Raw genomic sequence first — 23,543 nt, forward strand, 5'->3', positions numbered from 1 at the left:
CTCATACACGAAAAATGTTTTACAAAAAAATTTAATAATGGTTGTAGTTACTAGGAGGAAGAAACAGATGGATTTACTTACAAAAACTAGACGTATTAATGTTTTACTACAGAAAGCAGCAGGCAAGCCTGTTAATTTCAAAGAAATGTCGGAAACGCTTAGTGAGACGATTGAAGCAAATGTTTACATCGTAAGCCGCCGCGGTAAGCTTTTGGGCTTTTCAATTTATCAACAAATTGAGAACGAACGAATGAAGAAAATGTTTGAGGATCGTCAATTTCCAGAGGAATATACAAAAGGCTTGTTTAATATTCAAGAAACTTCTTCAAATTTGGATATTGAAAGCCAATATACTGCATTCCCTGTAGAAAATAGAGATTTATTCAAAGAAGGTTTAACAACGATTGTTCCAATTATTGGCGGTGGGGAACGCCTGGGTACATTAATTCTTGCAAGACTGCAAGAAAAATTCCATGACGATGATTTAATTCTCGCTGAATATGGTGCTACTGTTGTAGGTATGGAGATTCTGCGTGAAAAGTCCGAAGAAATTGAAGAAGAGGCAAGAAGCAAAGCGGTTGTGCAAATGGCAATCAGTTCATTGTCTTATAGTGAATTAGAGGCAATTGAACATATTTTTGAAGAATTAAATGGCCATGAGGGCTTGTTGGTTGCTTCAAAAATTGCTGACCGGGTTGGAATCACACGTTCGGTTATTGTTAATGCTTTAAGAAAGCTTGAAAGTGCAGGGGTTATTGAATCACGTTCTCTTGGTATGAAAGGTACGTATATTAAGGTCCTTAACGATAAATTCCTTGTAGAGCTTGATAAATTAAGACAACACTAATCAACGATCCCCAATTTGAAAGAATTGGGGTTTTATTTTTTTAAAAGTATTTCTTGCTTGTTAAAGTTACTTATGCTATATTATTTCATGGTGTTAATACACACGCTTGTTGATTTAAATGGATGGTGCTGATTTTTCAGTTTCTATTTAAAAATGAGATAAGCGGAGGAAAACAAAAACCACTAGGAGGAAAAAACACATGTCAGTTATTTCAATGAAACAATTGCTTGAAGCTGGTGTACATTTCGGACACCAAACTCGCCGTTGGAACCCTAAGATGAAGAAATATATCTTCACTGAGCGTAACGGTATCTACATTATCGACCTTCAAAAAACAGTTAAAAAGGTTGAAGAAGCTTATAACTGGGTAAAAGATCTTGCTGGTAACGGCGGAACGATTCTTTTTGTTGGTACTAAAAAACAAGCTCAAGATTCTGTTAAAGAAGAAGCAGCTCGTTCTGGTATGTACTTTGTTAACCAACGTTGGTTAGGTGGTACATTAACAAACTTCGAAACAATCCAAAAGCGTATTGGCCGCTTAAAAGATATTGAAAGAATGTCAGAAGACGGTACTTTTGAAGTATTACCTAAGAAAGAAGTTGTTCAACTTAAGAAAGAACTAGAGCGTCTTGAAAAATTCCTAGGCGGAATTAAAGACATGAAACAACTTCCTGATGCACTATTCATCATCGATCCTCGTAAAGAGCGTATCGCAGTTGCAGAAGCTAAAAAGTTAAACATTCCTATCGTAGGTATTGTAGACACGAACTGTGATCCAGACGAAATCGATGTTGTAATCCCAGCTAACGATGATGCAATCCGTGCGGTTAAACTATTAACTGGTAAAATGGCGGATGCAATCCTTGAAGCGAAACAAGGCGAAGAAGTAGCACAAGAAGCGTAAGATTCAAAAGGTGATAAGAGGGAGACCCTTTATCACCTTTTTTTAAGAAATGTTTATCTTGAGAATGAATGGCTAAGATATAGTATAGTACATAGTTTAAAAGGAGGAATTTTAAATGGCAGTTACTGCTCAAATGGTTAAAGAACTTCGTGAAAAAACAGGCGCAGGGATGATGGACTGTAAGAAAGCACTTACTGAAACAGACGGTGATATGGACAAAGCAATTGATTTCTTACGTGAGAAAGGGATTGCTAAAGCTGCTAATAAAGCAGACCGTATTGCGGCTGAAGGTTTAACTTCAGTTGTAACAGCAGGAAACGATGCAGTTATCCTTGAAGTAAACTCTGAAACAGACTTCGTTGCAAAAAATGAAGGCTTCCAAACTCTTGTTCAAGAGCTTGCATCACACTTATTAAAAAACAAGCCAGCTACTGTTGAAGAAGCATTAGCTCAAACAATGGAAAACGGAGCAACTGTTGCTGATCACATCAACGCTGCTATCGCGAAAATCGGAGAAAAGCTTTCTCTTCGCCGTTTTGAGCTTCTTTCTAAGACTGATAATGATGCTTTTGGTGCTTACATCCACATGGGCGGCCGAATCAGCGTATTAACTGTTCTTGAAGGTACTACAGAAGAAAGTGCTGCGAAAGATATTTCTATGCATATCACTGCGTTAAGACCTAAGTATGTATCTCGTGATCAAGTATCTTCAGAAGAAGTTGAGCATGAGCGTCAAGTTTTAACACAACAAGCACTAAACGAAGGCAAGCCAGAAAACATTGTAGCAAAAATGGTAGAAGGCCGTCTTGGCAAATACTTTGAAGATGTATGTCTTCTTGATCAAACTTTCGTTAAAAACCCTGATCAAAAAGTTCGTCAATTTGTTGAGTCTAAGGGCGCAACTGTACGTGAATTCGTACGTTACGAAGTAGGCGAAGGTATTGAAAAGAAAGAAGACAACTTCGCAGAAGAAGTTATGAATCAAGTAAATAAAAAATAAGTCAAATATTCTCTAGCTTAAAAACAAATGCTATATGGGAATGTTACTGTTATAGTTTTTAATAGGGGACACGGTGTGTTCCCTATTTTTAAAGGGAAATATATAATAAAAATATCTAGCTCGAGCCCCTAATCAAGGCGCTTATGCTTTAAAATAATACATACGGAGGTTTATATGAGCGGTCCAAAGTACAAAAGAGTGGTTTTAAAATTAAGTGGGGAAGCACTTGCTGGAGAGTCCAGTTTTGGAATTAAACCTTCTGTTATTAAGTCAATTGCTGAACAGGTAAAAGAAGTAGCAGAACTAGGTGTTGAAGTAGCTGTTGTCGTGGGCGGAGGTAATATTTGGCGCGGTAAAATTGGCAGTGAAATGGGAATGGATAGAGCCACTGCTGATTATATGGGCATGCTTGCAACCGTGATGAATTCTTTAGCTCTTCAGGATAGCCTAGAGCAACTAGGAATTGAATCCCGTGTACAAACATCAATTGAAATGCGCCAAGTAGCAGAACCGTATATTCGACGTCGTGCTATGAGACATTTAGAAAAACAACGGGTTGTTATCTTTGCAGCAGGTACAGGTAATCCTTACTTCTCCACCGATACAACAGCAGCATTAAGGGCAGCGGAGATTGATGCAGAAGTGATTCTAATGGCGAAAAACAATGTCGATGGAGTTTATTCAGCAGATCCTAGAATTGATCCAAATGCCACGAAGTATGAAGATCTTACCTTCTTAGATGTAATTAAGGAAGGATTAGCGGTTATGGATTCAACTGCTTCTTCACTATGTATGGATAATGATATTCCGCTCATTGTTTTCTCCATTATGGAACAGGGAAATATTAAAAAAGCCGTTATGGGTGAAAAAATTGGAACAATCGTTAGGGGGAAAAATTAATGCCAAAACAAGTCATCGCTTCAACAAAAGACCGTATGACCAAAGCAATCCAAGCTTATACTCGTGAGCTTGCAAGTATTCGTGCCGGACGGGCGAGTGCCTCATTATTAGATCGTATTACAGTTGATTATTATGGAGCGCCTACACCCGTCAATCAAGTTGCGGGGATTAGCACTCCAGAAGCACGTTTACTTGTGATTCAGCCATACGATAAGTCAATTCTAGGTGATATTGAAAAAGCGATTCTGAAATCTGATTTAGGTTTAAATCCTTCAAATGATGGTTCCATTATCCGTATTGCCATTCCGCAATTGACTGAAGAAAGACGGAAAGAACTAGTTAAAGTGGTAAAAAAAGAAGCAGAAGAAGCAAAAATAGCGATTCGCAACATTCGCCGTGATGGAAACGATGATTTGAAAAAGCTAGAGAAAAATGGGGGAATTACAGAAGATGCCCTTCGTGGTTACTCAGATGATATCCAGAAGCTTACGGATGAGTTCATTCAAAAAGTCGATCAAATCACGAAAGATAAAGAAAAAGAAATTTTAGAAGTGTAATTTATCTGCTGGCAGTTAAAAGACCCTCTTTAAAAGGGGGTTTTTTCTCTATTTTTTAATGATTCCAGACTGTCCCTAAAATTTTCTGAACATTATTCTTAATTACTGTTATTTTACATAGGTTATTATTAGAGATATCTTTAAGGTTTTTTGGTATGATAATATCATCTAACCAGAAGATACTTTTACATATTTGGATAAGTGAATCCATGGTTTATTATCGGAGGATATGATTAATTAACCTGAGGAGCAATGTTATGTTGAATAAATTTGGGCTTTGGAAGAAGCCGGCTAACTCTTCCACACTCCGAGATAAAATAGAAGAAATAAAAGAATCACCTGTTCCTGAACATGTTGCTATTATTATGGACGGTAATGGGCGCTGGGCTAAAAAAAGGGCTTTACCACGTATTGCTGGTCATCACGAAGGCATGAAGGTGGTTCGAAAGACAACCATGCTGGCGAACAATCTCGGAATTAAGGCCTTAACCTTATATGCCTTTTCTACTGAGAACTGGAAACGTCCAAAAAATGAAGTGGAATATATTATGAAGCTTCCGGAAGAATTTTTAGGTACTTTTCTTCCTGAACTGATTGAAAATAATGTTCAAGTTAAAATGATGGGATATAAAGATCAACTGCCGTCACATACACTCCGCGCAATCGAGAGGGCGGTCGAAGAAACAAAGAATAATACAGGACTGGTCCTGAATTTTGCCTTGAATTATGGAAGCAGGGCGGAAATCCTCGATGCTGTAAAGCAAATTATAAATGATAGCAAAAATGGCATACTGAAGGATATAGAACTAAACGAACAAGTCTTTTCCTCCTATTTAATGAGTTCCGATTTTCCAGACCCGGATCTGTTGATCCGAACAAGTGGAGAAATCCGCTTAAGTAACTTTATGCTTTGGCAATTAGCTTACTCGGAATTTTGGTTTACAGATGTATTATGGCCAGATTTTAATGAAGAATATTTTCTTGAAGCAATTGAAGCTTATCAAAAACGTCAGCGCAGGTTTGGCGGAATCTAAAGTATACCTCTCTTTAAGAACATAAAAGGTGTTGAACTAGTAGATGAAGCAAAGAGTTATTACTGGAGTGGTAGCAGCGGCATTATTTTTGCCCATAGTATTTTACGGCGGACTTCCTTTTGTTCTGTTAACGTACATTCTTGCTACAATAGGGTTATATGAACTATTGAAAATGAAACAATTAAGTATCTTTTCGGTTCATGGACTACTATCGCTTTTATTTTTATGGGTGATTATTTTTCCTAAGCAATATCATCATGTTCTCTCGGATTTTTATTATTCGAAAACAGAGATCGCGATTATATTTATTTTGTTGTTTTTAGCCTATACGGTTGTCACAAAAAATCGATTTACCTTTGAAGATGTTTCGTTTTGCATACTCTCGGCGATTTATGTCGGGATTGGGTTTTACTTTTTTATTGAAACCCGCAACGCAGGACTTGTTTATGTTTTTTATTCCCTATTTATTATTTGGGCAACAGACTCTGGTGCCTATTTTGTTGGCAAAGCAATGGGAAAAAACAAACTATGGCCTGAAATTAGTCCCAATAAAACAGTAGAAGGCTCATTAGGCGGTGTCGTATGTGCTGTAATTGTGGGAATATTATTTTCGTTATTTTCCACGACCATCCCCGTAGGTCTGGTTACTTTAATGGGAATTACCGTTGTTCTTTCTGTTTTTGGACAAATAGGCGACCTTGTCCAATCTGCTTTTAAACGTCATTTTAACGTAAAGGATTCAGGAAACATTCTGCCGGGGCATGGTGGGATTCTTGATCGCTTTGATAGCTTATTATTTGTATTGCCATTATTAAACCTGTTCCATCTTTGGACATAGTGGCGGTTCTTTTTACTTATTAGGAGTTGAAACACTTGAAGACAATTAGTTTATTAGGTGCTACAGGTTCAGTAGGAATCCAAACGATTGATATCATTCGTGAGCACTGTAACGAATTTCAACTAGCAGCATTTTCAGTTGGAAAAAATATTGAATTAGCACGTAAATTAATTATTGAATTTAAACCACTGCTTGTCTCTGTGCAGGAATCTAGTGATTGTGCATTATTAAGAGCAGAATTCCCGAATACTAAGTTTACTTTTGGCAATGAAGGATTGATTGAGGTAGCTGTCTTTGAAAAATCAGATATCCTTGTTAATGCTGTCCTTGGCAGTGTAGGACTGCATCCTACATTACAAGCCATTGAGTGCGGGAAAGTCATTGCAATCGCGAATAAAGAAACGTTAGTTACTGCAGGACATTTAGTAATAGAAGCGGCTAAAAGAAATAATGTACCGCTCCTCCCTGTTGACAGCGAACATTCTGCCATTTTTCAAGCTTTGCAAGGAGAAATGGATAAAAATATTGAAAGATTAATTTTAACAGCATCTGGCGGCAGTTTCCGTGACCGTACCCGCGCGGAGCTAAAGGATGTGACCGTAGAACAGGCTTTAAACCATCCGAACTGGTCGATGGGTGCGAAAATTACCATTGATTCAGCGACCATGATGAATAAAGGGTTAGAGGTAATCGAAGCACATTGGTTGTTTGGAGTTCCATTTGAAAAAATAGATGTTTTGCTGCACAAAGAAAGTATTATTCATTCAATGGTAGAATTTCATGACTCTAGCATTATTGCTCAATTGGGAACACCAGATATGAGAGTGCCAATCCAATATGCACTGACCTACCCGGACCGGCTTCCACTGCGCTCGGCTAATCGGTTGAATCTTGGGGAAGTGGGTAAGCTGCACTTTGAGGAAATGGATTTAAAACGTTTCCGCTGCTTAGATTTTGCCTATCATGCTGGTAAAATAGGCGGCACCATGCCAACGGTGCTAAATGCAGCGAATGAAGCGGCAGTGGCTGCTTTCTTAAAAGGGAAAATACGTTTCTTACAGATTGAGGATTTGATTGAACAAGCATTAAATAAACATCAAGTCATTGAAAATCCAAGTTTAGCTATAATAGAAGAAGTTGACAAAGAGACTCGTCAGTTTGTACACTCACTTCTATAGGAATGATCCTTCCCTATCCTGAAAAAAGGTGGTTATGTCATTGACTACAGTTATTGCCTTCATAGTGATTTTTGGCGCACTGGTCTTCTTCCATGAATTCGGACATTTCTTTTTTGCAAAAAGAGCGGGTATTCTCTGCCGTGAATTTGCAATTGGGATGGGACCTAAGGTGTTTACTCATAAAAAAGGAGAAACTACCTATACCATCCGTCTATTACCGATCGGCGGCTTCGTCCGAATGGCAGGTGAAGATCCGGAAATGGTCGAAATTAAGCCTGGTTACCGGATTGGACTTATGTTTGATAAGCAAGAAAACGTCAATAAAATCATTTTAAATAATAAAGAGAAATATCCTAAAGCAAGGATTGTTGAAGTCGAGTATGCTGATATTGAAAAGGATTTAATCATAAAAGGATATCCGGAAGACGAAAACGAAAGTTTACAGACCTTCTCCATTGATCCAAAAGCAGTGATTGTTGAAAATGGGATTGAATCACAAATTGCCCCACTTGACCGTCAATTTGGATCTAAAACTTTACCACAAAGATTTATGGCCATTTTTGCGGGCCCTATGATGAATTTTGTTTTAGCATTCGTTGTGTTTATAATCATTGCTTTGTTACAAGGTGTGCCATCGAATGACCCTAAATTAGGTGTCATTACTCCTGATGGGGCTGCAAAATCGGCAGGTCTCCAGAAAGGAGATATTGTCCAAAGTATTAATGATTCGGAAATTTCAAGCTGGTCAGATGTAGTCGAAATTATCCGCAAAAACCCAAATAAAAAACTCGATTTCTCCATTGTTCGAAATGGAAAAGAAAAAGAAATTGAAGTAACTCCGCTTGAAAAGACAGTTGATGGAGATAAAATGGGGATTATCGGTGTTTATAGCCCTGTTGAAAAATCACCGGTTCAAGCTGTGAAATCCGGATTTACCGAAACCTACTTTTGGACAAAGCAAATATTTGTTATGCTAGGTAAGTTGGTTACAGGTCAATTTTCAATTGATGCCCTATCAGGTCCAGTTGGAATCTATAAGTCCACAGATGAAGTAGCCAAATCAGGAATCTATTATTTAATGAAGTGGGCTGGTATATTAAGCATTAACTTGGGAATTATGAACTTACTGCCAATTCCTGCCCTTGATGGTGGAAGGTTAATGTTCTTTGCAGTTGAAGCAGTTAGAGGAAAACCAATTGACAGACAAAAGGAAGGAATGGTCCATTTTATCGGCTTTGCTCTCCTTATGCTGCTCATGCTGGTGGTTACCTGGAATGATATCCAGCGATTTTTTCTATAAATGATCAACTAATTTTGTTATCCTTAATAAGGATCGCCTAGACGCGGTCCTTGTTTTTTTGTGGAATAAATGTCGAAATAAACCGAATCAGCGGTTATCGTGGTATAATTAATTTTTGATATAGATAAATAATAGTTTTTAATAGATGGGAGAGAGACGATGAGCGAACATGCCTTAGGCAATAAAGAGCGATTCCAACTCTTGCTCCAGCAGCTGCAACTGGTAGAAGATGCTGTAGTAGTACATTTCCAAAATGCACAAATTGAAAGGCTTCTGGTTGAAAAGAAGGAAAGGAAGTGGCACTTTCAATTTTTATTTGAAAACATACTTCCATTCAATGTGTATCTCAAGTTTACTACACAACTCGAAAGAACATTCACAAACATCGCAACCATTTCCTACAATATCCAGGTAACGAATCAAGCCAGCACACCGCAGCTTTTGCTAGAATATTGGAATTACTGCATTCAGCAAATTGACGGTATTGCACCGCCGCTTGTTAAACTTCTAAATGAACAAATCCCTGAAGTCAGCGGGAATAAACTAACCGTTTCTGTAAGAAATGAAGCGGAAGGACTCGCCTTAAAGCGAAAATATGGTCCTGTTATCGGAAATATCTATCAGTCCTTTGGTTTTCCACTGTTAGCGATTGATACTGAAATAAAAAGTGAAGAAAAAAATGAAGAATATCAGCAATTCTTACTGGCTAAACAGAAAGAAGACCAAGAACGTGCTCACATGGCCGTGATAGAAATGCAAAAGAAAGAAACGGATAAGGCTCAAGCAGGAGGAGAGGCCCCTTCAGGTCCGCTTTCAATTGGGTTAACGATCAAGGATGATAGCGAGCTTCGCAGCTTGATTGATATCGTTGATGAGGAAAGACGAGTTGTCGTTCAAGGGTATATCTTTGATGCTGAAATAAGAGAGCTTCGCAGCGGACGTTCCCTATTAACTTTTAAAATTACAGATTATACAAGCTCGATCATAGTAAAAATGTTTTCTCGTGATAAAGAAGATGCTGCCCTATTCCAGCTGGTTAAAAAAGGCTTATGGGTAAAGGTTCGGGGAAGCGTTCAAAACGATACCTTTGTCCGTGATCTAGTCATGATTTGTAATGATATCAATGAAATAAAACCTGCTGGACGAAAAGATACGGCACCTGAGGATGAAAAACGGGTAGAATTGCATCTTCATACACCAATGAGTCAAATGGATGCCGTAACTCCAGTAAGTACACTAATTGCACAAGCAAGTAAGTGGGGTCATAAAGCGATTGCTGTTACAGATCATGCTGTTGCCCAGTCATTCCCTGAGGCCTATGGGGCAGGAAAGAAAAATGATATTAAAATCCTTTATGGCGTCGAGGTTAACCTGGTAGATGACGGTGTGCCGATTGCCTATAATGATGCTCATCGTTTGCTGGCTGAGGATACATTTGTTGTATTTGACGTTGAGACAACAGGACTTTCTGCTGTATATAATACGATCATTGAGCTCGCAGCGGTTAAAATTCACAATGGGGAAATTATTGACCGGTTTGAATCATTTGCAAATCCGCACCAACGTCTTTCAGCCACAATTATTAACTTAACTAGTATTACAGATGACATGCTTAAAGATGCTCCAGAAGTTGATGAAGTAATTAAGAACTTTTATGACTGGGCAGGAGATGCTGTTTTAGTTGCCCATAACGCTTCCTTTGATATGGGGTTCTTGAATGTAGCCTATAAGCAAATCGGCTTAGAAAAAGCCAAAAATCCTGTCATTGATACTTTAGAGTTAGGACGTTTTTTATACCCAGAAATGAAAAATCACCGCTTAAATACATTAGCCAAAAAATTTGATATTGATTTAACCCAGCATCACCGGGCCATATACGATACAGAAGCAACTGGCTACCTGCTCTTGAAAATGCTAAAGGACGCTCTTGAAAAAGGAATTGAGTATCATGATGAGTTTAACAATAACATGGGTAAAGGAAATGCATATCAACGTGCACGTCCTTATCACTGCACCCTTTTAGCCCAGACAGAAGCAGGTTTGAAAAACCTATTCAAACTAATTTCAATCTCACATATTGAGTATTTTTACAGGGTTCCAAGACTCCCAAGATCCGTATTGCAAAAATATCGTGAAGGAATTTTAGTTGGGTCAGGGTGTAATAAAGGGGAAATATTTGAAGGGATGATGCAAAAATCCCCTGAAGAAGTCGAAGCACATGCCGGCTTCTATGACTATCTTGAAGTCATGCCAAAAGAAGTGAATGCACCGCTGATCGAAATGGAATTAGTACGTGACGAGAAAGCGATGGAGGACATCATTGGTAAAATTGTTTCTCTTGGTGATAAATTGGGGATTCCCGTCGTCGCGACAGGAAATGTTCATTATTTAACCGAAAATGATAAAATTTATCGAAAAATATTAGTTAACTCTCAAGGCGGGGCAAACCCATTAAACAGACATCAATTGCCGGATGTTCATTTTAGAACGACAAACGAAATGCTTGATGCTTTCTCGTTTTTAGGCACAGAAAAAGCGAAAGAAATTGTCGTCACCAATACAAATAAAATTGCCGATATGATTGATGTTATTAAGCCGATCAAAGATGATTTGTATACACCTAAAATTGAGGGTGCAGATGAAGAAATGCGTGAAATGAGTTACGCAATGGCACGGAGTATTTATGGTGATCAGCTTCCAGAAATCGTCGAAGCGAGGCTGGAAAAAGAATTAAAAAGTATCATTGGTCACGGATTTGCCGTTATTTATTTGATTTCACATAAATTGGTTAAAAAGTCACTCGATGATGGTTACCTTGTTGGTTCAAGGGGATCTGTCGGTTCATCGTTAGTTGCGACGATGACAGAGATTACAGAGGTAAATCCACTGCCGCCGCATTATGTATGTCCGACCTGTAAACATTCCGAGTTCTTTAACGACGGTTCGGTCGGTTCCGGATTCGACTTACCGGATAAAGATTGTCCAAATTGCGGAGAAAAATACCGGAAAGACGGTCATGATATTCCCTTCGAAACATTCCTGGGTTTCAAGGGAGACAAGGTCCCCGATATCGATTTGAACTTTTCCGGAGAGTACCAGCCTCGTGCCCACAACTATACAAAGGTTTTATTCGGTGAGGAATACGTGTATCGTGCCGGAACAATTGGTACGGTTGCCGATAAAACGGCGTTTGGTTATGTGAAAGCCTATCAGCAGGATAATAACCTGCAAATCCGTGGTGCTGAGATTGAACGGCTGGCTTCCGGCTGTACGGGCGTAAAAAGGACAACCGGTCAGCATCCAGGGGGAATTATTGTTATCCCCGACTATATGGATGTCTATGACTTTACACCGATTCAATTCCCGGCCGATGATCGAAATTCAGAGTGGAAAACAACTCATTTTGACTTCCATTCCATTCATGATAACGTCCTAAAGCTTGATATACTTGGACACGACGATCCGACCGTCATCAGGATGCTTCAGGATCTTAGCGGAATTGATCCAAAAACGATACCGACTGATGACCCTGAGGTAATGAAAATTTTTAGCAGTACTGAATCTTTAGGTGTCACAGAGCAGCAAATCATGTGTAAAACCGGTACCTTAGGAATTCCTGAATTTGGTACGCGATTTGTTCGGCAAATGCTAGAAGATACGAAGCCAACGACCTTTTCTGAGCTTGTCCAGATTTCCGGCTTATCACATGGAACAGATGTATGGCTTGGAAATGCACAGGAATTAATTCATAACCAAACCTGTAACTTAAGTGAAGTAATTGGTTGCCGTGATGATATTATGGTGTATTTGATTTATCAGGGACTTGACCCTTCCTTTGCCTTTAAAATCATGGAGTCTGTACGTAAAGGGAAAGGTTTAAGCGAAGAAATGGAAGCAGAGATGCGCAAAAATGAAGTGCCAGAATGGTACATTGATTCCTGTAAAAAAATAAAGTATATGTTCCCTAAAGCTCACGCTGCTGCCTATGTATTAATGGCTGTCAGGATTGCTTATTTTAAGGTTCATCTTCCACTTCTTTATTATGCTGCCTACTTCACGGTTCGTGCTGAGGACTTTGATATTGAAGCTATGTCACGGGGATCTGAAGCAATCCGGGCCAAACTAGAGGAAATTAATGCAAAAGGACTAGAGGCATCAAATAAAGAGAAGAACTTATTAACCGTCTTAGAGCTTGCCCTCGAAATGACGGAAAGAGGCTTCAGCTTCCAAAATTATGATCTATATAAATCGGATGCATCCGATTTTATTATCGAAGGAAATACCTTAATTCCTCCGTTCAATTCTATTCCTGGATTAGGAACGAATGCTGCCTTTAATATTGTTAAGGCGAGAGAAAATGGAGAATTCCTGTCGAAAGAAGACCTACAGCAACGAGGTAAGGTATCTAAGACCATCCTTGAATATCTCGATAAACAAGGCTGTCTTGCAGCCCTGCCTGAACAAAACCAGCTTTCACTGTTCTAGCAAGCCGATCCGCTTTTGATCATCCAGCTGCAGCGCCTAGGGGCTCGGGGTCATAAGCCCATCCGTCAGGAAGGTTAAAGAACAACCTTCCCGCCGGCTCGTCTTATGCCTGTCGCCCCTGAGCAAGCCGCTTCCGCTTTTGGTGTTTGCATATAAACTATGGTTATGGTATAGTTTTATTGGAAATACTAAGAAATACTCTCGAGTTCAAGAGTGGGGAAACCCACTCTTTCGTTATGTAACCAAGCTGCTTTATATGCATCTTGGTTTTGTTTACTATTTGTTTTTTATATTTGATAAAACTTTCCGTGAACTACATAGAATTTGGGTGAAATAATAGAGAAAAGGAGGTAAAGCATGAGCAAAGTAACGGAAGTTGTTGAAGAGCTGGCTGCACCAATTTTTCAAGAGCTTGGATTAGAGTTAGTGGAAATCGAGTATGTGAAAGAAGGAAAAAGTTGGTTTCTTCGCGTATATATCGATAAGGATGCCGGTGTAGATATCGAGGACTGTGGTATCGTCAGCGAACGGCTGAGTGAGAAATTGGATGAATTAGACCCCATTCCCCATAACTATTTCCTAGAGGTATCCTCCCCAGGTGCAGAGAGGCCATTAAAGAAGGCAAAAGACTTTGAAAAGGCTGTAGGCAAAAATGTCTTTATCAAAACCTATGAGCCCATCGATGGGGAAAACAAGTTCGAGGGCACCTTAGTGGATTTTGATGGCCAACATGTTACCGTTGAAATTAAGATTAAAACCCGGAAAAAATCAATACAAATTCCATTTGAAAAAGTTGCAAGTGCACGTTTGGCTGTTACCTTTTCATAAAAAAGAAAATTAAATAAGGATTAGGGGGATACAAGCAAATGAGCAGCGAATTATTAGATGCTCTTACAATACTGGAAAGAGAGAAAGGCATTTCCAGGGATGTTTTAATGGATGCCATTGAAGCAGCACTAATTTCAGCATACCGCCGAAATTTCAATCAGGCCCAAAATGTCCGCATCGATTTAAATTTAGGAACAGGTTCTATGCGTGTTTTTGCACGGAAAGAGGTAGTAGATCAAGTTTTTGATCCGCGTCTGGAAATATCGATCGAAGATGCCCAGCGAATCAACCCAAATTATCAAGTTGAAGATGTTGTCGAAATGGAAGTAACACCTAAAGACTTCGGCAGGATTGCGGCACAAACAGCAAAACAAGTGGTTACCCAGCGTGTAAGAGAAGCAGAACGTGGAATTATTTATTCTGAATTTATCGACCGTGAAGAAGATATTATGACAGGTATCGTTCAGAGACTAGACTCAAAATTTATTTATGTCAGCCTCGGAAAAATAGAAGCATTACTACCCGTAAATGAACAAATGCCTAATGAACGATACAAACCGCACGATCGTATCAAAGTTTTTATAACAAAGGTAGAAAAAACGACCAAAGGACCACAGATATTTGTATCGCGTACGCATCCGGGCTTATTAAAACGATTATTCGAAATTGAAGTTCCGGAAATTTATGACGGTACAGTGGAAATTAAATCCGTTGCCCGTGAAGCAGGGGATCGCTCGAAAATTTCTGTGCATTCCGATAATCATGAGGTTGACCCGGTTGGATCTTGCGTTGGTCCAAAAGGAACCCGTGTTCAGGCTGTTGTCAATGAATTAAAGGGTGAAAAAATTGATATTGTAAAATGGTCTGATGACCCAGTGGTATTTGTGGCTAATTCATTAAGCCCATCTAAGGTGCTTGATGTTATGGTGAACGAAGCCGATAAAGCAACCACGGTTATAGTACCTGACTATCAACTTTCACTAGCTATTGGGAAACGGGGACAAAATGCCCGCCTTGCTGCCAAATTAACCGGCTGGAAAATTGATATTAAATCAGAAACAGAAGCACGGGAATTAGGAATTTATCCACGTGAGGAAACAATCAGACTATTCGACGATCAAGTCGAAAATGATTTTGATTTTGACGAAGAGTTAGATGATTAGGTGAGGTGAATGACGAGTGAACACTAGAAAAAAAGTTCCTATGCGCAAATGTGTGGCAACCGGTGAAATGAAACCGAAAAAAGAACTCGTTCGCATCGTTCGTTCAAAAGAAGGGGAAGTTTCAATCGATTTGACTGGAAAGAAATCCGGCCGTGGTGCATACCTTTCTTTGAACAAAGAAGCTGTATTGTTAGCCAAGAAAAAAAACACCTTATCTAATCACTTAGAGGTACCGATAAATGATTCGATCTATGAAGAACTACTTGAGTTAATAGAGAAGGAGAACTGACTATCCAAATGAAGGACAATCAATGGATGTCATTGCTTGGCTTAGCCAATCGAGCGCGTAAAATCATATCAGGTGAGGAACTTGCCCTTAAGGAAATTCGAAACAATAAGGCAAAACTCATTTTATTAGCCGCAGATGCATCTGCAAATACAACGAAAAAAATTACAGATAAATGTAATTCCTATCATGTGCCTTTAAAAATGGTGGAAGATCGTTATCTTCTTGGTCAGGCAATTGGCAAAGAAGCCCGCGTTGTTGTAGCTGTTTTGGATGGTGGATTTGCAAAGAAATTGGTAACGTTGCTCGATTAAATCTAGCGGGGGTGAAACAAAATGAGTAAAATCCGTGTTTATGAATACGCAAAGAAACACAATATTTCAAGTAAAGAAATCATCAATAAATTAAAAGAAATGAATATAGAGGTATCCAATCATATGGCAACAATAGAAGATGCAGATGTAAAAAAGCTGGATGCCACATATAACAAAAAGGCAGAAGGTTCTACTTCCCAGCCCAAACAAAATAGTGGTCAGCAAAACCGTTCAAATAACCGTCCTGGAGGGCAGCAAAACCGCCAAAATTCAAGACCTGCGCAAACAGGTCAAAAACCTCAAGTACAGGCGAGATCACCAAAAGCATTTGAAGAAGCTGCCGATAAAAATACAGCTCCTAGCAAGGTGAAAGTAGTCTCACCTCCTAAGAAGGTGGAAGGCAAAAAGCAAAACCAAGAAACTCAATCAAAAGAAAATAAAGTATTTAATAATGCTGATAAAGCTAAGGCTAGACCATATAATAATAACCAAAATCGCAATAATAGCCAAAATCGTAATAATAATAAAAAGAAAACTCACACCCCAGTTCAACATTCTCAGCCTGTTAAGAAAAAGGAAAAAGAGCTTCCAGCTAAAATTACCTTTACTGAATCTTTAACGGTTGGAGAATTAGCGAAAAAAATCTATCGTGAACCATCTGAAATCATTAAAAAGCTGTTTTTACTTGGTGTAATGGCAACCATCAATCAGGTGCTTGATAAAGATGCGATTGAATTAATTGCGGGTGAGTATGGCGTTGAAGTAGAAGAAGAAATTAAAATCGATACTACTGATTTAGAAGTATATTTCACAGAAGACGCTCCGGAAACCTTAGTGGAGAGACCTTCCGTTGTAACCATTATGGGTCACGTTGACCATGGTAAAACAACCTTACTTGATTCCATTCGGAATACAAAGGTAACAGAAGGCGAAGCTGGTGGAATTACCCAGCATATCGGTGCTTACCAAGTAGTTGAAAATGGTAAGAAAATTACCTTCCTAGATACTCCTGGACACGCTGCCTTTACAACGATGCGTGCCCGTGGTGCTCAAATAACGGACATTACCATTCTTGTGGTAGCAGCCGATGACGGCGTAATGCCACAAACGGTTGAAGCGATTAACCATGCAAAAGCAGCAGAAGTACCAATTATTGTCGCTGTTAATAAAATGGATAAAGAAGCTGCCAATGTTGACCGTGTTATGCAGGAATTAACTGAACATGGATTAGTATCAGAAGCATGGGGTGGGGATACTATCTTTGTACCACTTTCCGCAAAAACAGGAGAAGGTATCGACAACCTGCTTGAAATGATTCTGCTTGTCGGCGAAGTTGAAGAATATAAAGCAAATCCTAACCGGAATGCAGTTGGAACAGTAATCGAAGCCCAATTAGATAAAGGACGCGGCTCTGTTGCAACATTATTAGTTCAAAATGGTACACTAAAAATAGGTGATCCAATTGTTGTTGGAAATACCTTTGGCCGTGTTCGTGCCATGGTTAATGATAAAGGACGCCGTGTGAAAGAGGCAGGACCATCTACTCCTGTTGAAATCACAGGTTTGAATGATGTACCGCAAGCAGGGGATCGTTTCGTCGTACTTGAAGACGAAAAAACAGCTCGTCAAATTGGTGAAGCCCGTGCCCAAGTGGCATTAGCAGCCCATCGCGGTGAAAAGTCAATTGTCAGCTTGGATAATCTATTTGAGCAGTTGAAGCAAGGTGAAATGAAGGATCTAAACATTATTCTAAAAGCTGATGTTCAAGGATCCGCTGAAGCCGTAGCAGCTTCCCTGCAGAAAATTGAAGTGGAAGGCATTAATATTAAAATCATTCATAATGGTGTTGGTGCTATTAATGAATCAGATATTTCTCTTGCGGCTGCATCAAATGCGATCGTAATCGGTTTTAACGTTCGTCCGGATGTAAATGCAAAACGTGCGGCTGAAGCTGAAAAAGTGGATGTTCGTCTGCACCGGATTATTTATAAAGTAATTGAGGAAATTGAAGCAGCAATGAAAGGAATGCTTGACCCTGAGTTCCAAGAAAAAATTATTGGTCAGGCTGAAATTCGTCAAACCTTTAAGGTATCAAAAGTTGGTACGATTGCTGGTTCTTATGTTACCGATGGTAAAATCACTCGTGACAGCGGAATCCGTTTAATCCGTAATGGTGTGGTCATCTTTGAAGGGCAAATTGATGCTTTGAAACGATTTAAAGACGACGCTAAAGAAGTTGCCCAAGGTTACGAATGTGGAATCACAATTAAAAACTTCAATGATGTTAAAGAAGGAGATATCATTGAGGCATATGTAATGGAAGAAATTGAGCGTAAATGATTGTTGGTGTAGCCGAATGTGAATGCATAATCTATAATGCCCATTCATTAAAAGAAAAACGGGCAGTGCTGCAACGGATTCTAACCCGGTTAAAACAGAGATTTAATGTATCTGTTGCAGAAGTAGATTATCAAGATACCTGGCAAAGAACAAAAATTGCTATTGCAGTCGTTACCTCCACGCGGGTAGCTACCGAGCAGGAATTGCAAAATGCATTCAAACTAATCGACTCATTTCCAGAAATAGAAAGAACGATCACCGAGATAGAATGGCTTTAAGTTAAGAGGTGAATGCAATGAGCCACAGAGCAAATCGTGTTGGAGAACAAATGAAAAAAGAACTTAGTGACATTATCGGCCGCAAAATTAAAGATCCGCGGATCGGTTTTGTGACAGTTACAGATGTTCAAGTTACAGGAGATCTTCAACAAGCTAAAGTATTTATATCCGTTTTAGGTGATGACGAGCAAAAGGAGAATACATTAAAAGGCCTAGCTAAAGCAAAAGGGTTTATCCGAACCGAAATAGGCCACCGTATTCGCCTTCGTAAAACACCTGAAATCATCTTTGAATGGGACGAATCAATCGATTACGGAAATCGAATTGAAACCCTTCTACACCAATTGCATACGGACGATGATAAACCGTATGAAAAGCACGAAGAAGAATAGAGGATAGACATCATGTCTATCCCTTTTTTTAATGGTTCGTTAAAAATAGTAGATAATCATATGGAAAGAAAGGAGAAGTTAAATGGAAGGAATACTGCCATTATATAAGCCCGCCGGATTAACATCCCATGATTGTGTTTTTAGGCTTCGGAAAATATTAAAAACAAAAAAAGTGGGTCATACCGGTACATTAGATCCAGACGTAACGGGTGTCCTGCCAATTTGTATTGGCAAAGCCACAAAGGTAGCGGAATACATAACAGATGCTGGCAAAGCCTACTTAGGGGAAGTAACAATTGGATTCTCCACGACAACGGAAGATTCTTCTGGTGAGGTAGTCGAACGTAAAGCAGTTAATCGCGTGATTACAAGGGAAGAAATTCTACAGGTCCAGCAATCGTTGACAGGGGAGATTGAACAAACACCGCCCATGTATTCTGCCGTTAAGGTAGGAGGTGTCCGACTTTACGAATATGCCCGCAAAGGGGTAGAAGTGGAACGGCCAACAAGAGTGGTATCCATTTACTCGATTGATTTACTTGATGAACGAGAGCAATTTGAGGGAGAAACAATTTCATTTCGTTTTCAGGTTCGTTGCAGCAAAGGGACCTATATCCGTACGTTAGCTGTGATGATGGGGGAGATTCTTGGTTTTCCTGCTCATATGTCCTATTTACAAAGAATTCAATCAGCCAGCTTTCATTTGGAGGATTGTTTAAGCTTTGAAGACGTTGAAAAGTGTATGGAAGAGGGGACGATTTCGAACGTTTTAAGGCCGTTAGAAACGGCACTCTCTCATTTGCCGAAATTTCGTATTAATGATAAAGTAGCAGAGAAAGTGAAAAATGGTGCACTGTTACAAATACCAGATCATTTAAAAACAATTAACGGACCAATTATCGCTGAAACAGACGATGGAACGGCACTAGCTATATATGCTAAGCATCCTAGCAAGCCGGATCTCCTCAAACCCGTTAAGGTTTTACGAAACGATCGTTAATAATAAGGTGCGAAATAGAAAAGGTGAGTTTCATTGGAAGTAATCCGGCTTAGTTACCCGATTAATATTGATAATTCAGAGTTCCCTTCTTTAGCTATGGCTTTAGGTTATTTTGACGGTGTCCACCTCGGACATCAACAAGTAATTCTTGAGGCAAAAAGGCAGGCGGAAGAAAAAGCTCTATCTAGTGCTGTTATGACGTTCGACCCTCACCCATCCGTTGTATTAGGGAAGAATACACAGCATGTTCACTATATTACCCCCTTATCTGAAAAGGTGACAATCATTGAAGAGTTGGGGATAGATTATTTATTTATTATTGAGTTTACCCCAGAATTTGCCTCTCTTTTACCACAAGAATTTATTGACCAATATGTGATTGGTTTAAATGTAAAACACGTTGTGGCGGGTTTTGACTTCACCTATGGCAGAATGGGGAAAGGAACGATGGAGACCTTGCCCTTTCACTCACGAGATCAATTTAGTTATACGGTTGTTCCGGAATATGTGCAAGGGAATGAAAAGGTAAGTTCCACAAGAATCCGCCGTCTGCTCAAGAAAGGTGAAACGATGGAGCTTCCGATTCTACTCGGTCGCTACTATACGACAACAGGAATTGTCGTCCACGGGGATAAACGCGGGCGAACAATCGGTTTTCCTACAGCCAATGTAGATCTTTATGATGAATATATCATTCCGCCAACTGGTGTTTATGCCGTTAGATTTAAGGTTGCTAAGCACTGGTTTGATGGAGTATGTAATGTTGGCTATAAACCTACCTTTAACAAAGAATCATTAAAACTTTCTGTAGAAGTTCACTTGTTTGATTATAATGAGGATATCTATGGCAATGAGGTAGTAATTGAATGGCATCTTTATCTTCGTAAAGAACAGAAATTTTCTGGTATCGACGAACTTGTTGCCCAGATTGAAAAAGATAAACAAAACGCACTTGCTTATTTTGAAAAAAATCGACATTCTTTCTAGCTTCATAGCAAAAAGAAGGATTTCTTACAATATGTTCAGGTTTTAACTTGCATTTTGCTGTAAAACCCTGTATTCTTAAATACGTATTAAAACTAACCTTTACTTGGCAAGTCGAGTCTCCGACGCTTGCTCGGTAACAGGGGATATGAAAATTTTAGGAGGTGAACCGGATGGCAATCACTCAAGAACGTAAAAACGAACTTATCAATGAGTACAAAACTCATGAAAGCGACACTGGCTCTGCTGAAGTTCAAATCGCTGTCCTTACAGAATCAATCAATAATTTGAACGAGCACTTACGTACACACAAGAAAGATCACCACTCACGTCGCGGTCTTTTGAAAATGGTAGGTAAACGTCGTAATCTTTTAACTTTCTTACGTAATAAAGATGTTCAACGTTACCGTGTACTTATTAATAAGCTTGGTCTACGTCGTTAGTTAACAGAAGCGGGATTTTTCCCGCTTTTTTGTTAGCAAAAAAACATTTTTTTTATACATAATTTTAAGTCTAAGCTTTTCTGTGCATACTATTAATAATTTGGTTTAAACAATAAGCTTTAAAGGCTTTTTTTATATGAGTTAGAATTAGTTTGATGATTAACCGAGAGGGTTTTTCTTTCGTATCATCCTTCTAAGGATTTAGTTAGAGAGGGGTAAAAATATGGAACAAATAAAACATGAATATTCTATGGATTGGGCCGGCCGAAAATTAACGGTTGAAATTGGCCAATTAGCGAAGCAAGCAAACGGTGCAGTGTTAGTCCGTTATGGAGATACAGCCGTATTAAGTACTGCTACTGCATCAAAAGAGCCAAAAAACCTCGACTTTTTTCCATTAACGGTTAACTACGAAGAACGTCTATATGCGGTTGGTAAAATCCCTGGCGGTTTTATTAAACGGGAAGGACGACCAAGTGAGAAGGCCATTTTAGCAAGCCGTTTGATTGACCGTCCGATTCGTCCGCTTTTTGCTGACGGGTTCCGAAATGATGTACAAGTTATCAGCATTGTCATGAGCGTTGATCAAGATTGCTCAACGGAAATGGCTGCTATGTTTGGCTCTTCGTTGGCACTTAGTACATCTGATATCCCTTTTGAGGGGCCAATTGCGGGTGTTGTAGTTGGACGTGTAAATAATGAATTCGTCATTAATCCAACAGTTGAGCAGGCGGAAAAAAGTGATATTCACTTAACGGTTGCCGGCACAAAAGATGCGATTAACATGGTTGAAGCAGGGGCTTTGGAAGTACCTGAAGAAATCATGCTTGAAGCTATCATGTTTGGTCATGATGAAATCAAGCGTTTAATTGAGTTCCAAGAAAAAATTGTCGCCGAAATTGGGAAAGAAAAACGACAAATTAACTTATATGAAATCGATCAAGAACTTGAAGCTGAGGTTCGAGAAATTTGCGAAGCTGACATGGTAAAAGCGATCCAGGTTCAAGAAAAGCATGCTCGTGAAGATGCCATTAAAGAGGTTAAAAACCAAGTTATTGCCAGATACGAAGAACAAGAAGCTACCGATGAAGATATGAAGCAAGTAAAGCAAATCTTGGACAAGATTGTTAAGGGTGAAGTCCGCCGGTTAATTACGGTTGAAAAGGTACGTCCTGATGGCCGTAAAATAGATGAAATTCGCCCATTGTCCTCCCAGGTAAGTATATTACCTCGGACACACGGTTCCGGTTTATTTACTCGTGGACAGACTCAAGCATTAAGTATTTGTACCCTTGGGGCAATGGGAGATGTTCAAATCCTTGATGGTTTAGGAATTGAAGAGGAAAAACGGTTTATGCACCACTATAACTTCCCATCCTTTAGTGTAGGGGAAACAGGTCCGATCCGTGGTCCAGGCCGTCGTGAAATTGGACACGGTGCACTTGGAGAACGTGCCCTTGAACCAGTGATTCCGTCTGAAAAAGATTTCCCATATACAATCCGTCTTGTTTCTGAAGTACTTGAATCCAATGGTTCCACATCACAGGCTAGTATTTGTGCAAGTACACTAGCGATGATGGATGCTGGTGTTCCGATCAAGGCTCCAGTTGCGGGGATTGCGATGGGACTAGTTAAATCAGGTGAGCATTATACGGTTTTATCTGATATTCAAGGTATGGAAGACCATCTTGGGGACATGGACTTTAAGGTTGCTGGAACAGCAAAGGGTGTTACAGCTCTTCAGATGGATATTAAAATTGAAGGTCTTTCTCGTGAAATTTTAGAAGAGGCCTTGCAACAAGCAAAAGTGGGCAGAATGCATATATTAGATTCCATGCTTGCAACGATTACGGAACCGAGAACAGAGCTATCGCAATTTGCTCCAAAAATCTTAACGATGACCATCAATCCAGATAAGATTCGTGATGTAATTGGACCAAGCGGTAAACAAATCAATAAGATTATCGAAGAAACCGGCGTTAAGATCGATATCGAACAAGATGGTACAGTCTTTATTGCCTCTACTAATCAAGAAATGAACCAAAAGGCGAAGAAAATCATAGAAGATATCGTCCGTGAAGTTCAAGTAGGCGAAATGTACCTTGGTAAGGTTAAGCGGATCGAAAAGTTTGGTGCCTTCGTTGAAATCTTCGCTGGAAAAGACGGTCTTGTTCATATTTCTGAACTTGCTGAAGAGCGTGTAGGAAAAGTGGAAGATGTCGTGAAAATTGGCGATGAACTTTTGGTAAAGGTAACGGAAATTGACAAGCAAGGCCGGGTAAACCTGTCTCGTAAAGCAGTTTTAAAAGAACAGCGTGAAAAGGCCGAAGAAAAACAGTAATTTTGAAGTCATAGTAAAAGGAAAAAGTCAGGGAATCGGGAATCCCTGGCTTTTTTTATGCAAACCGGTTTAGATTTCTATTGTTCGTTCTACCTTGTCCTCTTTAGACATAATCTTTAAGGAAGGGGGAA

At 39.4% G+C, this 23,543-nt stretch carries 21 protein-coding genes; all 21 read left to right on the top strand.

Translation table 11 applies throughout. The features are described 5' to 3' along the window. The first annotated feature begins 67 nt into the window (after positions 1–67). The 21 genes from codY to pnp all read left to right on the top strand — a co-directional run bounded on the left by codY (position 68) and on the right by pnp (position 23,412). The gene (gene codY / locus L1999_RS08645; RefSeq protein WP_215040775.1) at positions 68–847 is read left to right on the top strand and encodes a GTP-sensing pleiotropic transcriptional regulator CodY; all 780 of its coding nucleotides are present in this window, start codon (positions 68–70) and stop codon (positions 845–847) included. Positions 848–1,046: 199 nt separating this feature from the next. Beyond that, entirely contained in the window at positions 1,047–1,751 is a 705-nt protein-coding gene (rpsB, locus tag L1999_RS08650) for a 30S ribosomal protein S2 (protein ID WP_235743164.1), read from the top strand. A 115-nt stretch (positions 1,752–1,866) separates the two neighbouring features. After that, positions 1,867–2,751 (top strand): translation elongation factor Ts, encoded by an 885-nt coding sequence (gene tsf, locus L1999_RS08655; RefSeq protein ID WP_235743165.1) that lies wholly within the window; start codon positions 1,867–1,869, stop codon positions 2,749–2,751. A gap of 174 nt (positions 2,752–2,925) precedes the next feature. After that, positions 2,926–3,651: a UMP kinase gene (gene pyrH, locus L1999_RS08660; RefSeq protein ID WP_235743166.1), complete on the top strand. Its 726-nt coding sequence runs from the start codon at positions 2,926–2,928 to the stop codon at positions 3,649–3,651. Further along, positions 3,651–4,208, top strand: coding sequence for a ribosome recycling factor (gene frr, locus L1999_RS08665; protein ID WP_235743167.1), 558 nt, complete (start codon positions 3,651–3,653; stop codon positions 4,206–4,208). Before pyrH ends, frr begins: the two co-directional genes overlap by 1 nt. A gap of 257 nt (positions 4,209–4,465) precedes the next feature. Then, positions 4,466–5,242 carry an undecaprenyl pyrophosphate synthase gene (locus L1999_RS08670; RefSeq protein WP_235743168.1) on the top strand — a complete coding sequence of 259 codons (777 nt, stop codon included), beginning with the start codon at positions 4,466–4,468 and terminating at the stop codon, positions 5,240–5,242. A gap of 43 nt (positions 5,243–5,285) precedes the next feature. Next, positions 5,286–6,080, top strand: coding sequence for a phosphatidate cytidylyltransferase (locus L1999_RS08675; protein ID WP_235743169.1), 795 nt, complete (start codon positions 5,286–5,288; stop codon positions 6,078–6,080). A gap of 35 nt (positions 6,081–6,115) precedes the next feature. After that, positions 6,116–7,258, top strand: a complete 1,143-nt coding sequence (dxr, locus tag L1999_RS08680) for a 1-deoxy-D-xylulose-5-phosphate reductoisomerase (protein ID WP_235743170.1) — start codon at positions 6,116–6,118, stop codon at positions 7,256–7,258. A 40-nt stretch (positions 7,259–7,298) separates the two neighbouring features. Then, entirely contained in the window at positions 7,299–8,558 is a 1,260-nt protein-coding gene (gene rseP / locus L1999_RS08685; RefSeq protein WP_235743171.1) for an RIP metalloprotease RseP, read from the top strand. A gap of 159 nt (positions 8,559–8,717) precedes the next feature. Beyond that, positions 8,718–13,043, top strand: coding sequence for a PolC-type DNA polymerase III (locus L1999_RS08690; protein WP_235743172.1), 4,326 nt, complete (start codon positions 8,718–8,720; stop codon positions 13,041–13,043). A gap of 357 nt (positions 13,044–13,400) precedes the next feature. Further along, the gene (gene rimP, locus L1999_RS08695) at positions 13,401–13,871 is read left to right on the top strand and encodes a ribosome maturation factor RimP (protein WP_215040784.1); all 471 of its coding nucleotides are present in this window, start codon (positions 13,401–13,403) and stop codon (positions 13,869–13,871) included. Between the two features lie 38 nt (positions 13,872–13,909). Then, positions 13,910–15,034 (top strand): transcription termination factor NusA, encoded by a 1,125-nt coding sequence (gene nusA / locus L1999_RS08700; protein WP_235743173.1) that lies wholly within the window; start codon positions 13,910–13,912, stop codon positions 15,032–15,034. A gap of 16 nt (positions 15,035–15,050) precedes the next feature. Further along, on the top strand, positions 15,051–15,323 hold the full coding sequence (gene rnpM, locus L1999_RS08705) for an RNase P modulator RnpM (protein ID WP_215040786.1): 273 nt from the start codon (positions 15,051–15,053) through the stop codon (positions 15,321–15,323). A gap of 8 nt (positions 15,324–15,331) precedes the next feature. Beyond that, positions 15,332–15,634: a YlxQ family RNA-binding protein gene (locus L1999_RS08710; protein ID WP_235743174.1), complete on the top strand. Its 303-nt coding sequence runs from the start codon at positions 15,332–15,334 to the stop codon at positions 15,632–15,634. Positions 15,635–15,655: 21 nt separating this feature from the next. After that, on the top strand, positions 15,656–17,974 hold the full coding sequence (gene infB / locus L1999_RS08715; protein WP_235743175.1) for a translation initiation factor IF-2: 2,319 nt from the start codon (positions 15,656–15,658) through the stop codon (positions 17,972–17,974). Next, positions 17,971–18,252 (top strand): DUF503 domain-containing protein, encoded by a 282-nt coding sequence (locus L1999_RS08720; protein WP_235743176.1) that lies wholly within the window; start codon positions 17,971–17,973, stop codon positions 18,250–18,252. The genes infB and L1999_RS08720 overlap by 4 nt, the downstream gene beginning before the upstream one ends. A 17-nt stretch (positions 18,253–18,269) precedes the next feature. After that, positions 18,270–18,644 carry a 30S ribosome-binding factor RbfA gene (gene rbfA, locus L1999_RS08725; protein WP_215040790.1) on the top strand — a complete coding sequence of 125 codons (375 nt, stop codon included), beginning with the start codon at positions 18,270–18,272 and terminating at the stop codon, positions 18,642–18,644. Positions 18,645–18,726: 82 nt separating this feature from the next. After that, positions 18,727–19,644: a tRNA pseudouridine(55) synthase TruB gene (gene truB / locus L1999_RS08730; protein ID WP_235743177.1), complete on the top strand. Its 918-nt coding sequence runs from the start codon at positions 18,727–18,729 to the stop codon at positions 19,642–19,644. A gap of 33 nt (positions 19,645–19,677) precedes the next feature. Next, entirely contained in the window at positions 19,678–20,631 is a 954-nt protein-coding gene (gene ribF, locus L1999_RS08735) for a bifunctional riboflavin kinase/FAD synthetase (protein WP_235743178.1), read from the top strand. Between the two features lie 170 nt (positions 20,632–20,801). Beyond that, positions 20,802–21,071 carry a 30S ribosomal protein S15 gene (gene rpsO / locus L1999_RS08740; RefSeq protein WP_024026799.1) on the top strand — a complete coding sequence of 90 codons (270 nt, stop codon included), beginning with the start codon at positions 20,802–20,804 and terminating at the stop codon, positions 21,069–21,071. 223 nt (positions 21,072–21,294) lie between these two features. Continuing rightward, entirely contained in the window at positions 21,295–23,412 is a 2,118-nt protein-coding gene (gene pnp / locus L1999_RS08745; RefSeq protein WP_235743179.1) for a polyribonucleotide nucleotidyltransferase, read from the top strand. Positions 23,413–23,543: the final 131 nt, after the last annotated feature.

The organism is Neobacillus drentensis, from assembly GCF_021560175.1.
GTDB classification, from domain to species: domain Bacteria; phylum Bacillota; class Bacilli; order Bacillales; family Cytobacillaceae; genus Neobacillus; species Neobacillus drentensis_A.

What these genes read in the sequence shown, in the direction of transcription:
- codY (WP_215040775.1), top strand. Translation starts at nt 68, where the DNA reads ATGGATTTACTTACAAAAACTAGACGTATTAATGTTTTACTACAGAAA.
- rpsB (WP_235743164.1), top strand. Translation starts at nt 1,047, where the DNA reads ATGTCAGTTATTTCAATGAAACAATTGCTTGAAGCTGGTGTACATTTC.
- tsf (WP_235743165.1), top strand. Translation starts at nt 1,867, where the DNA reads ATGGCAGTTACTGCTCAAATGGTTAAAGAACTTCGTGAAAAAACAGGC.
- pyrH (WP_235743166.1), top strand. Translation starts at nt 2,926, where the DNA reads ATGAGCGGTCCAAAGTACAAAAGAGTGGTTTTAAAATTAAGTGGGGAA.
- frr (WP_235743167.1), top strand. Translation starts at nt 3,651, where the DNA reads ATGCCAAAACAAGTCATCGCTTCAACAAAAGACCGTATGACCAAAGCA.
- L1999_RS08670 (WP_235743168.1), top strand. Translation starts at nt 4,466, where the DNA reads ATGTTGAATAAATTTGGGCTTTGGAAGAAGCCGGCTAACTCTTCCACA.
- L1999_RS08675 (WP_235743169.1), top strand. Translation starts at nt 5,286, where the DNA reads ATGAAGCAAAGAGTTATTACTGGAGTGGTAGCAGCGGCATTATTTTTG.
- L1999_RS08690 (WP_235743172.1), top strand. Translation starts at nt 8,718, where the DNA reads ATGAGCGAACATGCCTTAGGCAATAAAGAGCGATTCCAACTCTTGCTC.
- rimP (WP_215040784.1), top strand. Translation starts at nt 13,401, where the DNA reads ATGAGCAAAGTAACGGAAGTTGTTGAAGAGCTGGCTGCACCAATTTTT.
- nusA (WP_235743173.1), top strand. Translation starts at nt 13,910, where the DNA reads ATGAGCAGCGAATTATTAGATGCTCTTACAATACTGGAAAGAGAGAAA.
- L1999_RS08710 (WP_235743174.1), top strand. Translation starts at nt 15,332, where the DNA reads ATGAAGGACAATCAATGGATGTCATTGCTTGGCTTAGCCAATCGAGCG.
- infB (WP_235743175.1), top strand. Translation starts at nt 15,656, where the DNA reads ATGAGTAAAATCCGTGTTTATGAATACGCAAAGAAACACAATATTTCA.
- L1999_RS08720 (WP_235743176.1), top strand. Translation starts at nt 17,971, where the DNA reads ATGATTGTTGGTGTAGCCGAATGTGAATGCATAATCTATAATGCCCAT.
- rbfA (WP_215040790.1), top strand. Translation starts at nt 18,270, where the DNA reads ATGAGCCACAGAGCAAATCGTGTTGGAGAACAAATGAAAAAAGAACTT.
- truB (WP_235743177.1), top strand. Translation starts at nt 18,727, where the DNA reads ATGGAAGGAATACTGCCATTATATAAGCCCGCCGGATTAACATCCCAT.
- rpsO (WP_024026799.1), top strand. Translation starts at nt 20,802, where the DNA reads ATGGCAATCACTCAAGAACGTAAAAACGAACTTATCAATGAGTACAAA.
- pnp (WP_235743179.1), top strand. Translation starts at nt 21,295, where the DNA reads ATGGAACAAATAAAACATGAATATTCTATGGATTGGGCCGGCCGAAAA.